General features: G+C 45.3%; 14 protein-coding genes. 3 read left to right on the top strand and 11 right to left on the bottom strand.

Features of this window, described 5'->3' with window-relative positions; genetic code table 11:
• The first annotated feature begins 118 nt into the window (after window positions 1-118).
• Window positions 119-625, top strand: coding sequence for a DUF3231 family protein (locus tag MNQ98_RS04645; protein ID WP_241932129.1), 507 nt, complete (start codon window positions 119-121; stop codon window positions 623-625).
• A gap of 81 nt (window positions 626-706) precedes the next feature.
• Here the strand turns inward: MNQ98_RS04645 and MNQ98_RS04640 are convergent, their stop codons facing one another.
• The 6 genes from MNQ98_RS04640 to MNQ98_RS04615 form a co-directional block, all read right to left on the bottom strand.
• On the bottom strand, window positions 707-907 hold the full coding sequence (locus MNQ98_RS04640) for a DUF6199 family natural product biosynthesis protein (RefSeq protein ID WP_241932128.1): 201 nt from the start codon (window positions 905-907) through the stop codon (window positions 707-709).
• Between the two features lie 343 nt (window positions 908-1,250).
• Window positions 1,251-1,820, bottom strand: a complete 570-nt coding sequence (locus MNQ98_RS04635; protein ID WP_208915762.1) for a helix-turn-helix domain-containing protein — start codon at window positions 1,818-1,820, stop codon at window positions 1,251-1,253.
• Between the two features lie 31 nt (window positions 1,821-1,851).
• A complete protein-coding gene (locus MNQ98_RS04630; protein ID WP_241932127.1) occupies window positions 1,852-2,820 on the bottom strand; it encodes an NAD-dependent epimerase/dehydratase family protein in 969 nt (322 codons plus the stop codon).
• A gap of 15 nt (window positions 2,821-2,835) precedes the next feature.
• Complete coding sequence (locus MNQ98_RS04625; RefSeq protein ID WP_241932126.1) at window positions 2,836-4,029, bottom strand: glycine C-acetyltransferase; 1,194 nt, start codon at window positions 4,027-4,029, stop codon at window positions 2,836-2,838.
• 208 nt (window positions 4,030-4,237) lie between these two features.
• A complete protein-coding gene (locus MNQ98_RS04620; protein ID WP_241932125.1) occupies window positions 4,238-4,852 on the bottom strand; it encodes an alpha/beta hydrolase in 615 nt (204 codons plus the stop codon).
• A gap of 367 nt (window positions 4,853-5,219) precedes the next feature.
• Entirely contained in the window at window positions 5,220-6,359 is a 1,140-nt protein-coding gene (locus tag MNQ98_RS04615; RefSeq protein WP_241932124.1) for a serine hydrolase domain-containing protein, read from the bottom strand.
• A gap of 305 nt (window positions 6,360-6,664) precedes the next feature.
• Here MNQ98_RS04615 and MNQ98_RS04610 point away from each other — a divergent pair, with 305 nt between their 5' ends.
• Window positions 6,665-8,806, top strand: a complete 2,142-nt coding sequence (locus tag MNQ98_RS04610) for an alpha-amylase family glycosyl hydrolase (protein ID WP_241932123.1) — start codon at window positions 6,665-6,667, stop codon at window positions 8,804-8,806.
• Window positions 8,807-9,001: 195 nt separating this feature from the next.
• Here MNQ98_RS04610 and MNQ98_RS04605 read toward each other — a convergent pair whose 3' ends face one another.
• Window positions 9,002-9,493: a hypothetical protein gene (locus MNQ98_RS04605; protein ID WP_241932122.1), complete on the bottom strand. Its 492-nt coding sequence runs from the start codon at window positions 9,491-9,493 to the stop codon at window positions 9,002-9,004.
• Window positions 9,494-9,753: 260 nt separating this feature from the next.
• The gene (locus MNQ98_RS04600) at window positions 9,754-10,650 is read right to left on the bottom strand and encodes a LysR family transcriptional regulator (protein WP_241932121.1); all 897 of its coding nucleotides are present in this window, start codon (window positions 10,648-10,650) and stop codon (window positions 9,754-9,756) included.
• Between the two features lie 155 nt (window positions 10,651-10,805).
• Between MNQ98_RS04600 and MNQ98_RS04595 the strand changes: the two genes are divergently transcribed.
• Complete coding sequence (locus tag MNQ98_RS04595; protein ID WP_241932120.1) at window positions 10,806-11,555, top strand: SDR family NAD(P)-dependent oxidoreductase; 750 nt, start codon at window positions 10,806-10,808, stop codon at window positions 11,553-11,555.
• Between the two features lie 436 nt (window positions 11,556-11,991).
• Here the strand turns inward: MNQ98_RS04595 and MNQ98_RS04590 are convergent, their stop codons facing one another.
• From MNQ98_RS04590 to MNQ98_RS04580, 3 genes are all read right to left on the bottom strand, one after another.
• Window positions 11,992-12,837, bottom strand: coding sequence for a sugar ABC transporter permease (locus MNQ98_RS04590; protein WP_208915770.1), 846 nt, complete (start codon window positions 12,835-12,837; stop codon window positions 11,992-11,994).
• Window positions 12,834-14,147: a carbohydrate ABC transporter permease gene (locus MNQ98_RS04585; protein WP_241932119.1), complete on the bottom strand. Its 1,314-nt coding sequence runs from the start codon at window positions 14,145-14,147 to the stop codon at window positions 12,834-12,836. Before MNQ98_RS04585 ends, MNQ98_RS04590 begins: the two co-directional genes overlap by 4 nt.
• A 101-nt stretch (window positions 14,148-14,248) precedes the next feature.
• The gene (locus MNQ98_RS04580; RefSeq protein WP_241932118.1) at window positions 14,249-15,556 is read right to left on the bottom strand and encodes a sugar ABC transporter substrate-binding protein; all 1,308 of its coding nucleotides are present in this window, start codon (window positions 15,554-15,556) and stop codon (window positions 14,249-14,251) included.
• Window positions 15,557-15,620 lie beyond the last annotated feature (64 nt).

The following is a 15,620-nucleotide window of genomic DNA, read 5'->3' as shown; positions in this document are numbered from 1 at the left end:
AATCGTATCTATAACTATCCATTGGTCGTCGTTCTCCCACTTCATATCTGCATATACTTCCATTCCAAAGGCTATAATACTATTCGTTAAATATCAAACGATAAGGAGCTACTGAAGAATGGGTATTTTAAACGGTAATCCCAAAGATGAACCGATGCATTACGGTGAAATCTTTGTTGTGTGGACAGCTTCCACGGTCGCTAAAGGCGCCGTCTCCTGCTACAAAGCCTATTTAAACCACGCCGGGGACAACGATCTCAAAAAAATACTGAACGACCTGGTCGATCAAGCCTCGCTGGAAATTAAGGAACTCGATAAATTGCTCACGGATAACGGCATTGCTCCTGCTCCCATGTTACCTGAACGACCTGAAGTCAAACTTGAGGACATTCCGGCGGGTGCACGATTCACAGATCCGGAAATTTCCGCCAAAATTACAATGGAAACCGCAGCTGGACTTGTAGCATGCAGCCAAGCTATGGGACAGTCCATTCGGGTGGACATAGGTGCCTTATTTGCTAAGTACCATCTTGCCATGGCAGGATTAGGCGTAAGAATCCTCCAGATGAATAAAGAAAAAGGCTGGCTTATCCCTCCACCCCTTCAGATGAAGCAACCTGAATAAATCAATAACCCGCTCCTTTGAGCGGGTTATTGATTTATTTTTTTGATATTTTCACTGATTAAATATCTGCTTTATAGGCTATCAAAAAAGCATACCAAACATGCTAATTACGACACCCATCATTGAACATACTACTCCGCCATACCGTGTATAAGATAATTGGACATCGCTTCGTTCAAAATCATCATCGATTCTTCTGAACAACCATGATTCTGGATTTTTGTTAGCAATCAGACCAACCGCAATCACAGCAAGACCAAGTAGTATCGGAAAAACTGACATTTGATCAACTCCTTAGAGATAAATACGCTAATACGCTATAAAATATAGTAGTACGGCAGCAAATGACCCGACTTTACTTATTTTTTATCTCATCCTTAATCCTCCTGTAAGCAGTTTCATAACAATATACTTCTCTTAGTTATTTAATTTCCCTTCTACGAATAAGAAATATGTACCATATTTACTGGATGTTTCTAAGTAAATCATGCTGCTCTTTTCGCTCTTAATTGGACGAGCCGCCCCTTTTGAGGGATCTCGGGTAAGAAACAAAAAACGCAACCATAAATGGCTACGTTTCTTAAAGTAAATCGTATTTTTCAAGGATACTAATACAGAAGGTCATTTAACGACGAGCTGCAGCATCCGCATAGAATATAATGGTGTAAAATTTCGTGGTCTTCTTGCCCGGATTGCGATATCGATGCGGCCGGTTAGCAGAGAAATGAACGGAATTTCCGGCAGGAACCGTATAACTTTCGTCTTCACGCCAGAGTTCAAGCTCCCCCTCATGTACAAAAATATATTCCTCGACGCCATCATTATGTGCCTCAGACCCGTGGTCACACCCCGGATCCATCACCACCATATAAGACTCAAATTTGGTACGCAGATTATAAGAAAACAACGGGTACACCCGGTAAGCACCCTCTGCCTCATGAAAAGGCTCCACCTCATCAGGCGACACCACGGTCACTTCAGTTTCCGACTCCTCAATGAGTGTGGTGAATGAAATGCCCAGTCCGCTAACGATTCGCCACAGTACGGAAATTGTCGGGTTTGAATCTCCGCGTTCGATTTGTCCTAGCATGGCTTTGCTTACACCGGTCAACTCGGCAACGTTATCGAGGCTTAAGCCCCGTGATTTACGAATTGCTTGTAAATTTCTCCCTACCTTTTTATGAATGGGTTCCAATCGAACAATATCCTCCTTCTGATCCTAGCGGTTAACTGATCTTGCTCTGATCAGCCTGCAGCTTCACCATAAGCTTTGACACCATATCATCGGTCATATGGTTCAAATCATATTGTACATCAAATCCCCATTCTTCGCGTGCTGCCGTTGCATCAATGGAATCCGGCCATTCGTTTGCGATGGCTTGGCGGATCGGATCCACATCATAATCAAGCGTAAATTCCGGAATATGCCGGCGGATGTTGGTGGCAATTGCTTCAGGATCAACACTCATCGCCGATACATTAAAGGCATTACGATGCTTCAGCTTGGAAGGGTCTGCCTCCATGAGTGTGATAACTGCTTGGATAGCGTCCGGCATGTACATCATATCAAGGTATGTCCCTTTATTAATATAGGAAGTATAGCTACCACTACTTATAGCAGATCCATACATATCAACCGCGTAATCGGTTGTTCCTCCTCCCGGAGGCGCTGAGTGGGAAATCAGCCCCGGAAAACGTAAGCCACGGGTGTCCACTCCATATTTATGGTAATAGTAATCACATAGCAGTTCACCGGCAACCTTGCTGACGCCATACATCGTTAAAGGACGCTGCAGCGTGTCTTGCGGTGTGGAATTTTTGGGGGTGTCTGATCCAAATGCTGCTATGGAGCTCGGTGTAAAGAACTGACAGGACAACGCCCGCGCCGTCTCCAGCCCGCTTAACAAACCGCCCATGTTCAGGTGCCAAGCAAGCGCTGGATCTGATTCTGCTTTAGCGGACAAAAGTGCTGCAAGGTGAATAATTGTATCCGCCTTGTGCTCCCTTGCCGCCTCATAAAATGCAGTGTTATCCGTTACATCTAATGTTCTAAAAGGTCCTGACTGTACCGTTTCATGATGGATCTGGCGGATATCTGTCGCGAGTACGGCTTCTTCACCGTAGATTTGCCGCAATTTCGCCACCAAATCACAACCGATCTGACCGAGCGCACCTGTTACCATAATCCGTTTCATTGTTTCGTGCCCCCCTTAACGAACCAGACCCAGTTCGCGTCCGATGGTTTCATATGCGGAGAGTGCACGATCTAGCATCTCCCTAGTATGCATAGCGGTAGGCATGTTACGAACTCTTCCTGTCCCTTTCGGTACTGTCGGGAACACAATCGCTTTGGCATATACGCCTTCTTCGTACAATCTGATGCTGAACTTTTGTGTTGTCACTTCGTCCCCGATGATGCAAGGCGTTATAGGAGTTTCCGTAGACCCTATAGAATAACCAAGATTTTTGAGCCCTTCCTGCAGGTATCTGGTATTCTCCCAGAGCTTGGTTTGAAGCTCCTTACTGTTCTGAAGAGTGTCAACAGCGGTAATACAGGCGGCAACAGTGCCTGGAGGCAGTGCCGTTGAGAACAGGAACGGCCGGCTGCGGACCTTGAGCCAATCAACCAGATCACGTGATCCGGCAACATACCCTCCGACCACACCGACAGCCTTGGACAAAGTTCCGATCTGAATATCCACTCTGTCCGACAATCCAAAATGCTTCACAGTCCCCGCTCCGCCCCCAAGAACCCCAGAGCCGTGGGCATCATCTACATATGTGATAAGATCATAGGCTTCCGCAATCTCTACAATTTCCGGAAGCTTCGCAATGTCGCCATCCATCGAGAACACACCATCGGTAATGACCATGATTTTGCCGTATTGCCCGGACTCTCTCGCTTCTTTCGCTTTGGTCCGCAAATCTTCCATATCCGAGTGGTTATAACGAATAGCCTTCGCTTTAGTTAAACGACAGCCATCGATGATAGACGCGTGGTTTAATTCATCGGATAGTATTGCATCACCGGCCCCCATCACAGCCGAGATCGCCGCCATGTTACAATTAAAACCGGATTGAAACGTAAGTACCGCTTCCGTTCCCTTGAATTGTGCAAGCTTCTCCTCAAGCTCAACATGAAGGGTTAGCGTTCCGTTAATAGAGCGGACAGCGCCGCTTCCCGTACCAAAATCGTTTGTTGCCCGGATGGCTGCTTCCTTCAATCGTTCATCATTCGCAAGGCCCAGATAGTTATTGGAGGATAGATTCACAAATTCACGGCCCTGAATGGTGATCAATGGACCATTCGGACTTTCAAGAGGCTGGATCGTATTATAGAGTCCCTGTCCCTTGAGCTCTGTAAGATTCTGCTGCAAGAAAGCGCTTAACATTTTGCTTGCCATATAAATTCCCTCCCATGGGTATGGATCTCAAACAATACCTTTTAATTACAATTTCATTGTATTCAAAATACTACACTTATGCAATATACCGCACAAAGATATGTTATATTAGATACACACCCAATTGGAAACGATTTCATTTTATTAAAAAAAGAGAAGAAGGCATGTTCTTCCCTCTTCTCTACAAACGCTCTATTTAAACCGAAGGTTATGCAAACTTCTCCTTGAACCAGGCCGCCGCGGCCACCACCTCAGTACGGCTCAGCTGGTGTCCGCCATGCTCCCAATGAACCAGGGTGTCCGCGCCAGCTCCGTTCAGCAGTGAGGCAAGATCCTCTGTTTCCTGTGGAGGGCACATCATGTCGCGCTGCCCCGCAGCAATAAACACCGGTACACCTGTCATATCCGGCAGCTCTTTATCTCTCAGCGGCACCATCGGGTGATGCAGTACAGCACCCTGCAGAGTATCCACGTAATGAAAGAGCAGGCTGGCTGCGATATTCGCGCCGTTGGAATATCCTACAGCAACTACACGGCTCCGGTCAAAACCGTATTGTACTGCCGCGTCATCGATAAAAGTCTTTAAATCCTCCGTACGCTGGATCAGATCCTCTACATCGAATACCCCTTCAGACAATCTCCTGAAAAAGCGTGGCATGCCGTTTTCCAGTACATTTCCCCGGACGCCAAGCAGATTTGAAGTCGGGGAGATGATCTCCCCGAGCGGTAGAAGATCCTGCTCATTCCCCCCAGTACCATGAAGCAGCAGCAGTGTTGGGGCCTCAGCCGACGTTCCCTGCCGGTAAATATGACGATGCTCCATATTATACATCTCCTTTCACAACTCGTACCCTGAACATAACTACCCTTAATATCATTACCCTAACAGCTCTCGATATTATCTTAACATTAAGATTCTTCAATCTATATTACCATGTTTAAAGAAAAACGCAACCCGTATCTACCACCATGCTATTTATTTTTAAAATAGGAAAAGACCCTCCAAATCCATGGAAGGTCTTCTCTCTTCTTTATATATTTTATCTATAAATACCGTACGTGTTCCCCCGTAACTCCCTTATTATATCAAAAGATAAATCTCGTGTCAGCTTATGTTTTGGGTGTTATCACAAAAATTTCTCAGTTCATTTAGACATTGTTCCATATCGAGTGTTGCATCCAACCTAGAATCAGGTTCTTACCGCAGCCGTTAACGCGTTGTGCACACGAGCTCGAAGAGATGCAACACTTCCGCTGCGCCCTCCATAGACCCGATTCGTCAGCAGAACGACAGCGAGATCATGATCGGGATCAATCCACAGACTCGTGCCGGTAAACCCCGTGTGTCCATAGCTTCGTGTGCTCATCCAATCGCCGGATGCATCCATCCGGTCTCCCTTAAGAACCCAGCCGAGTCCCCTGTTCGCGTCTGGAATTCCGATGGTATGACTTTGTATGGACATTCCCACTGCAGCCCGGGACAAAATACGCTGGTATTGTGCACTTCCCGAAGGAGTAGAGGAATCATCCGGGACCTGACCGCCTTCCTGCCACATCCGCGCATAACGTGCTAGATCACCCGCACTTGCGAACAATCCGGCGTGCCCACACGCCCCTCCTAATGCACGTGCCTTCTCATCATGCACGACTCCGCATAAATGTCCCCCGAACTCGTCGTCATACTCTGTTGCCGCACAACGACTCTTGGAATCAAGAATCGGAGAAAACGCGGTACTTTTCATTCCCAGTGGCTCAAAAATCCGGATTCTAGCAGCTTCATCAATCGGCATCCCGAGCACTTCCTCAACTAGACGTCCCAGTATCAAATAGCCTAAATCACTGTATACAACTGCAGTCTGCGGCTCTCTCTGGAGCGCCACTTGGTTTATAGCCTCCCACATCCGCTCCATGCTCCAGCCGTGTGAATGAAGGTTCATATCCGCCTGTAAGCCGGACGTATGGGTCAACAGCTGTCCGACCGTTACCTCTTCCTTACCCGCTGCTCCAAATTCAGGAAGCCACGATGATATCGTGGTTCCAAGCGATAAAATCCCTTCGTCAATAAGACTCAGAACAAGCGGCAGTGTAACTACAACTTTGGTTAACGACGCACAATCATATAGCGTGTCCTCGTGCACATGCATCCGATGTTCCGGATTGGCGTAACCGGTTGTATACATCCATTCCCGACCGCGATATACGACTGCAAGCACCGCCCCCGGTGCAATACCGGCTTCAATTTCCCGATCAATGGCTCTGCAAGCTGCCTTCACACTATCCGGTTCAAGCTCAAGTGTTTCCGCACCCTCTTCAATATAATCAAGAGACATCGTGATCCCCCTTCCTTTATTTCGTATTCGCCTGTATTTTTAAGTCTTCTCATCATATTTTAACAGCTGCATTGACAATTGAATACGCTTGCATATAAAATGTTCTTGAAATCAAGCGATTCATAGAATTTAAGGGCTATGCCTTCTTCAACCTTAACGGTTAAGAACAACCCCGGTTTCTCTTCTGAGATGCCGGGGTTTTTTGTAACTTTTTATGGAGGTGATGCAGTCAAGGTGTTCACCGGATTCAAATTGTTCAACATATCCACTGCGAAACTACATGTTATCAAAGGAGGTATTAACTAATGAACAAGTTTACCAAGGTAACAGCCGCATTAACCCTCGCTTTATCCCTTTCACTCAGTATGTTTACAACTGCTCAAGCGGCACCGGATACTGCTGTATCCAATAAACAGAATTTCAGCACGGACGTTATTTATCAAATCTTTACGGACCGCTTCTCGGATGGCAATGCCGCCAACAACCCAACGGGGTCAGCCTTTGATGGAACATGCACCAATCTGAGACTGTACTGCGGCGGCGATTGGCAGGGTATCATCAACAAGATTAACGACGGTTATCTCACCGGTATGGGCATCACCGCGATCTGGATCTCACAGCCGGTGGAGAATATTTATAGCGTGATCAACTATTCCGGTGTCAACAACACCGCTTATCACGGTTACTGGGCAAGGGATTTCAAGAAAACGAATCCGGCCTATGGCACAATAGCAGATTTTAATAATCTTATTGCTGCCGCCCATGCCAAGAACATCAAAGTCGTCATCGACTTCGCACCGAATCATACATCACCTGCTTCCTCCGACCAACCTTCATTCGCAGAGAACGGCAAACTCTATAACAACGGCACTCTACTCGGCGGCTATACCAACGATACACAAAATTGGTTTCACCATAATGGAGGCACCGATTTCTCCACCACCGAAAATGGCATTTACAAAAACCTCTATGATCTTGCCGATCTGAATCATAACAACAGCACGATTGATACATATATGAAGGATGCAATCAAAATGTGGCTTGATCTCGGCATCGACGGTATCCGGGTTGACGCTGTGAAGCACATGCCTTTCGGCTGGCAAAAAAACTTTATGTCCTCCATCAACAACTACAAACCTGTGTTTACTTTCGGTGAATGGTTCCTGGGTGTTAATGAGGTCAGCGCAGAGAATCATAAGTTCGCGAACGAAACCGGTATGAGTCTGCTCGATTTTCGATTTGCCCAGAAGGTCCGCGAGGTATTCCGTGACAACACGGACACTATGTATGGCTTAAAGTCCATGTTGGAAGGCTCGGCCAGTGACTATGCCCAGGTGGACGATCAGGTTACCTTCATCGATAACCACGACATGGAGCGTTTCCACAACTCCAGCGCGAATAAGCGTAAGCTTGAGCAAGCACTCGCCTTCACGCTCACCTCTCGGGGTGTTCCTGCTATTTACTATGGAACGGAACAATACATGTCTGGTGGAACAGACCCGAACAACCGGGCACGGATTCCTTCATTCTCAACAAGCTCAACCGCATACAATGTTATTAAAAAACTCGCTCCTTTGCGCAAATCAAATCCAGCCATTGCCTACGGCTCCACGCAAGAGCGCTGGATCAATAACGATGTTCTCATATTTGAGCGCAAATTCGGCAGCAGCGTTGCTGTTGTAGCAGTCAACCGCAACCTGTCGTCCTCCGCTTCCATTACTGGCCTTGCTACATCCCTTCCTGCAGAAACTTACGCTGATGTACTCGGCGGCACACTAAACGGTGGCGCAATTACAGTCGGCAGCGGCGGTGCCGTTAACAACTTTACGCTTGCTGCAGGCGCAGCGGCTGTATGGCAATACACAACAGCTCAGTCTACACCGATTATCGGTCATGTCGGTCCGATGATGGCTAAGGCAGGCACAACGATCACCATTGACGGAAGGGGCTTCGGATCAACCAAAGGAACGGTCTATTTCGGCACAACAGCTGTGACAGGAAGCAACATCACCGCATGGGAAGACAGCCAGATTCAAGTGAAAATCCCAGCGGTAACCCCAGGACTATATAATATCAAAATCGCGAATTCAGCTGGAACCGCAAGCAATGTATATGATAACTTCGAAATTCTGACCGGCGATCAGGTTAGTGTCCGATTTGTCGTGAACAACGCAACCACTGTTCCTGGTCAAAATGTTTATCTCTCAGGCAATGTAAGTGAAATGGGCAATTGGGAACCGGCCAAAGCGATAGGTCCGATATATAATCAAGTCATTTACAGTTACCCGACCTGGTACTATGACGTCAGTGTTCCTGCAGGTAAAACAATTGAATTCAAGTTTCTGAAAAAGAACGGCTCTACGGTCACATGGGAAGGCGGTGCCAACCATTCTTTCACAGCTCCTACCAGCGGTACTGCAACCGTCAACGTGAACTGGCAGCCGTAATCGAGTAGCAGGGGGCAGCAAGTTCACAGTAAGGTTACCGTTAATGCTACGACTTGGACTTAAGATACCGTTAGATTTAGAAGTAAATACTTGTGCTGAATAACAAGAAGAGAGGGAGTTTAGCTCCCTCTTTTTCTTACAAAGCTGATGTTATTACTGTATGTCTATGTCTCGCCGTTGTTCCTGTTTAAACATCTAGTTCTGAATTGAAGATATTTTCCATTCTCCATTTTCCTTCACCATAAAATAGATTTTTGCGACTGTACTGACACTCTTTTCTGGATCTGCTAAGACAATGTCTGATTGATCAACAAAAACCTCCGCGCTATTATCAGAAATAAAATTAAACTTTGGTGAATCGAGTGATACTGTAATACTTAGAACATGTACATCAGAATAATCATCATTTTTACCGGGGTAGTCTTCAGAGTACAAGGTTATAATTCCTGGGATATCATCCAAGAGACTATATTTCATTGACTCGTTTAATGTGTTGATAATTTTTAATTCATCCCCAGAAAAATTACCGGTTTCTATATAATGAGGTGATACATTTTCTTGATCGAGAACTTCTTGAATGTTCAAAGATGTATCATTTTGCTGTTGTCGTTCATTGTTATCGCTCTTGGCACTGCAGCCTGCAATTAAAGCCAAACACAATATCAACAACCCAAAATTTTTTTGCATCTCGCAACCACCTTTTGGTAATATTTTATAATTAGACGTACATTCTTGAACAAAGGTTTGATTTAGAACTGCACAGATTGATACGCCATAGTTAAGCGCCAAAAGTGTCATTAGTTGCGTGACCAGATTTAAAATATAAGATTGTATCCTATAGTTACTCGTTAGTTTTCGGAAACGACATTTCACGAAATGGCAGCCGTAATATGAGAAGAGCAGTTCCGGAATTCCGGACTGCTCTTCTTTTTATTTTATACGCGATTCTATAATTCGTATTTAAGTTTATTCATAAATCTTTTGGAAATATGGGATGTGTTCTTTCCTTTGGGACTAACCCATCCGTAATATACCGGCTCCTTACCTGGCAGATCTAAATCAACCGTAACGATATTACTATCTCTATTATCATCATAGCCATGAAATGAATAGTCGAGTCCAAGGGTTATTGCCAGACCTTCATTAACTGCATTATCAATAGCCTGTGTATTATTAGTGATGAACAGAATATCCAGGTTTCCGTACACAGATATGAAGTCTGTAACAATATCCCGAATCTGTTCATCATCGTACAAGACAAACGTCTGGTTGACCAGCTGATCAGGAGTAACGGATTTCTTAAGCGATAATGGGGACCTGCTGTTTACGCCAGCGACGATTTTACCCTCCAATAGCCGTTCAAAAGATAACGCTTTGTACTTCCGCATCACATTTTCAGTTAGGACGATTAATCCGGCGTCGATGTGATTGTGCTCAATATCATGCAAAATCTCCTTTGGTCCTTTTTCATAAACTTCGATCTTCACATTCGGATTTTCCCTCTTGAATTTTGCGATAACATCTACCAGAAGATGCATGGGACCCGGAATGGTTGCGATTTTAAGCCTACCGCTTAATTCATTGCTGAACGACTGAGCTTCTTCCCTCAACTCATGGAGCTTCATCAGCACCTCATTTGCTTTTTGGATAATAACCTGTCCTTCCGCGGTAGGTGTAGCGCCTGATCCCCGGGACCTCGTAAACAAGGTGATTCCTAACTCCGCTTCCATCGCTGAAATCGATTGGCTGATCGCCGATAATGTGACATGGGATTGCTGAGCGGCGCTTGTCAATGAACCGGTTTTGGCCACTTGTACGATATACTCCATTTGTTCAAGATTCAAATCCCCACCTCAATTCAGTTCAATTTAACTTAACTAAACCTAATTATATTTAAATTTTAATTAATACTATGCAATGTTACCATAAAAATAGATTAAGAAAACCTATTCATCATTATTTCTAAGCACATGAATTACATATTAGGGAGGAATATCGAATGTCTAATAAAAGAGTTGCCATTATTACCGGCGCTGCCAGTGGAATCGGAAAAGAAACCGCATTGAAATTTGCAAGCAAGGGCGATCAGGTCGTTGTGGCGGATTTCAATGAAGCTGCAGGAAACGAAACGGTTGCACAAATTCAAGCTGCAGGTGGAGAAGCTATCTTTGTCAAAACGGATGTGTCCAAGTATGAAGACGTGGAAGCACTGGTCGAGAAAGCTGTAGAAACCTTTGGCAGAATCGATGTCATGTTCAACAATGCCGGCATCGGACGTATTACTCCCGTACTGGATCAGAATCTCGCGGACTATCACACTGTCATTAATGTCAACCAACATGGTGTAGCGCACGGTATTATTGCAGCCGGCAAAAAAATGCGTGAGCTGTCTATCAAAGGTGTCATCATCAATACAGCTTCGGTATTCGGCTTCCTTGCGTCTCCCGGTACGTTTGCTTATCACGCTTCCAAAGGTGCCGTCATCATGATGACTAAATCTGCTGCACTTGAAATGGCTCCATACGGCATCCGTGTTGTTGCAGTAGCTCCTGGCGCGGTGGATACTCCTATCATCCAAGGTTATAAGGATAACGGTATGGTAGAATCGATGAAATCTAAAGTTATGGGTAACAAACTAACGCACCCGGAACAGATTGCCGACTCCGTATACCTGCTGACTCTTCCTGAAGCCAGTGCCATCAACGGCAGTGTGGTCATGGCTGACGAAGGTTACGCTTCTTTTAAATAGAGCGAGTCTGTTTGGGAGACGCTACGAGTACGAACCGTTCCTACAATCGCTCTTGCCCTCAAATTTCTTAAATTATTTCTTAAAAGAAGAAATTCGGGGACAAAGGAGCGTATGCTTCTGATGCGAGCTTTCCTCTGGAAAGCTTTTACCGTTACCACTTTTCCGGAATCGTTTCGTCCTCTCCGCTACTTCGTGCGAGAACCCATTAAAAAAACATAAGCAAAAAAACGGTCGATCCCTGGTTAGTACCATGGATCGACCGTTTTTGCCGAACAGCTTCATTCCTACCGATCTGAATTGAAATCGCCCTACTACTTTCATATCCATTGCCCTTCAAGTATGCTTTTAAGATACAAAAGAGGCACAGCGATCTTTCAATGCTGTGCCTCTCGATGTCTTAAAATCTTTGTCTGTTTTATTTGGCTTGGATCTAGGATTACCCCTTGCTTGCCCCAGCTGTCATGCCGTCAACGAGCATCCGCTGCAGGAATACAAACAAGATTGTGATTGGCAGTGCGATCAGAACAGCTGCAGCCGCGAACAGTGTAAAGTTACTGTCCTGCTGGGAGTTAACAAGGTCCCACAGGCCGACAGCTAGTGTCCAGTTCTCCTTCGTCCGAAGCACTAGGCGGGCAAAGATGAAATCCACCCAAGGGCCGACGAACAGGGTCAGACCCATATACGTAATCATCGGTTTGGACAATGGAAGAATAATTTTACGGAAAATTGCAAAATTCGTCGCTCCGTCGATCTTCGCCGCTTCGTCCAGACTTCGTGGAATCGTATCAAGGAAGCCTTTCATAATGAGCGTTCCACCGAGCGGGGCCCCTGCTGCATACACGATGATCAGCGCCATGTGTGTGTTCAGAAGATCCAATGAGTTCAGCAAAATATACAGCGCGATCATACTCATAAAGCCAGGGAACATCCCCAGTACGAGAATGGTAGATAAAGCATTTTTCCGGCCTTTAAACCGGAAACGCGATACCGCGTAACTTGTCAGTAAGACAAGGAGTGTACCGATAACCGTAGTCAGAACGGCAATTTTCAAGGTGTTCAAATACCAGGTGCCGAACATAAAGGTTTTTGAAGTAAACAATTCCTGATAATGCGCAATTGTAAAGCTCTCTGGAATAAGAGATTTGCTGTACAGTGATTTACCAGGACGGAAGGATGCAAGAACAACCCATAGTGCCGGATAGATACAGCAAATAGCGATGATGACCAACATAATATAACTCGCCGTCAGACGAATGGTTTTCTTGAGCTTCTGTCCGATCATTGGATCATATCCTCCTCTTTAAATGATCTTGTGCGGCGGTAGTTGAAGATGGAGAAGGAAGCAATAATCAGGAAGATTATGATACCGATGGCCGATGCCATACTGTACCGCTGCTGATCAAGCGTCAATTTATACAGCCAGGTTACAAGCAGGTCTGTTGCCCCCGCATACTGATAGTCCCCGACAACCGGATTTCCGTTCGTCAACAGGAAGATGGCGTTAAAGTTGTTGATATTACCTGCAAACTGAGTAATGAGTACAGGTGCCGTAGAGAACAAAATCATCGGGAGCGTGATAATTTTAAACTTCTGTAATCCGCTCGCGCCGTCCACATCGGCAGCTTCGTAAAGATCCTTAGGAATCGTAGTAAGAACACTCATAACAAGCAGCATCGATACTGGAATACCTACCCACATGTTAACGACAATAACCGTTACCTTTGCCCAAAACGGATCGGTAAGCCATGGTAGGCCTTCCAAACCGAAATATCTCATATACTGGTTGATTGGTCCAAATTGTCCGTTGAACATGTTACGCATAACGAGCAAAGAGATCAGCTGCGGAATCGCATAAGGAATAATAAGAATGACGCGCCATACGCCCTTGAAACGAATTCCTTTTTGCTGAATCAACAGCGCTACTAGAACACCACCGAAATAGGTAGTAACCGTAGCCAGAATCGCCCAGATAATCGTCCAAGTCAAAACACCAAAGAAGGTGTGACTCCATGATTTCAGGGCTACCAGATTTGTAAATGTCTCAAACCCAACCCAGTCAACAAGCTTGGCAGGAGGAAGGTTGTTCGGAGCTGAATAGTTCGTAAACGCCAGCATGACCATGAATATGATCGGCATAATCGTAAAAAACAGAATCCCGAAAGCGGGGAGTGTCAAGAAGGATTGTGCAAACTTAATTTCAAAAATATAGTTAAGGGTCTCTCTAAACGTGTTAGGTTTTCCACCGTTGTCCCTTTGTTTTCCGGTATTATACGCATTTTTGATATTCGCGTAGTAAGCAATAAGATATAGAGCAAGCAAAATCAAAGTGATGAGTCCTTCAATCAACAGATTGATGGAATGGTCACCCTCTACAAGCTTGGTTAAACCGTTTACTTTCTCGAAGTGGTTGCCGTTCTCGCCAAGTGTCGTAATCCCCCACAAGGCGTCACCCAAATTATTAATAAAGAAGTACAAACTTGATATTCCTAAAGCGGTCAAAATGGCGCCTTTGATCCATTGGCGATTATAAAGCTGTCCGAATCCCATGCAAATGGCCGATAACACGGCTGCAGTCGTACGATGTTGACGCATGCTCCATCCATTCTCCTCTCCGTATAATCGAGGAATCACCCGCCGGACATCGGCGGGTGAACATCATTTTTTAATAGTCTGTGTATGTTGAATTGTAAGATTTACTTCCCAGCTGCACTGCTGTTCAGTTCCTGAAGCTGTGTCACTGCTTTGTCCAATGTTTCTTTAACATCTTTGTTATTATCCCAGATCTCAGCAAGAGCAGCACCTACAGGGGCCCATACGTTACCCATTTCAGGAATAGAAGGCATTGGCTGCGAGTTCTTGAACTGCTCAGTGAATGCAGATACATATGGATCGTTCTTGATTTGGTCGGATTCTTGAGCTTTTTTGTTTGTTGGTACAGAACCTACGAGTTCACTAAGCTGCAATTGAGCTTCTTCTGATGTTGCAAAGTTTGCAAACAGACGGGCTGCATTTGGATATTTGCTGTATGAGTTAACATACCAAGCTTTAATACCAGAGAAGGAGACAGCTGGCTGTCCGCCAATGGCTGGGATTGGAGCTACGCCCAGTTTGTCGCCAAGAGCTTCCTTGTAGGTGCCCAGTTCCCAAGGACCGTTGATGTCGATAGCCAGGTCACCGGAAGTGAACAGACCACGCTTAATGTCCGGAGTAATGTCACCGGATTTTACAGGGAGAACTTCTTTCAAGCTTGAGTATACTTCCATACTCTTAATAGTGCCTTCGTTGTTAAGTCCGATATCGTTAATGTCTGTACCGCCGTTACCGTAGATGTAACCGCCGGTCGATGCAAGGAACGGATAGTTAAAGTACAGGTTACCGGTTTCCCACATAATTCCGTATTTATTTTTCGATTTATCCGTAAACGTTTTACTGAATTCGATTACTTCTTCAAAGGACTTCGGAGCTTCTTTGATCAAGTCCTTGTTGTAGTACATCAGGTAAGTTTCTGCCGCACGAGGATATCCATACAGCACATCGTTGAAGGTTACACCTTGAATGGCAGCTTCCGTATTCTGATCTCTGGTTTCTGCTTCGAATGAATCGTTAGGCAGAACCAGATTAGCAGCTGCAACTTTACCCAAGTTATCGTGAGGGAACATAACAACGTCAGCAGCCATACCGGAAGGTCCGTCTTGAAGCAGTTTACCTGCTTGGTCCGTAGGGTTCACTTCTTCCAATGTTACTTCCACGCCATATTTTTCAGTAAATGCTTTAATAACAGCATCTGTATAAGCTCTTTCATCCTTACTTTCCCAAACAACCAGTTTTGCGCCGTCCTCAGGCTTCAATTCAGGAGCACTTGGATCTGGTGCTGATGTTTTTGCTTCCGTAGAAGGACTTTCTGGTGCTGGTTCAGGAGTAGCTGATTTGCCTCCGCATGCTGTAATGGACACTGCCATCGTGAAAGCGGCAGCGAGCGTAAGTACTTTTTTCATTTTCATTCCAATATAACCCCTCTCAGTAAACGTACAGAAAATGTTGGAAATCTGCGCAAACGATTTCAGA

The organism is Paenibacillus sp. N3/727, from assembly GCF_022637315.1.
Classification (GTDB): Bacteria; Bacillota; Bacilli; order Paenibacillales; family Paenibacillaceae; genus Paenibacillus_AQ; species Paenibacillus_AQ uliginis.
This window is presented reverse-complemented; position numbering and strand designations above follow the sequence as displayed.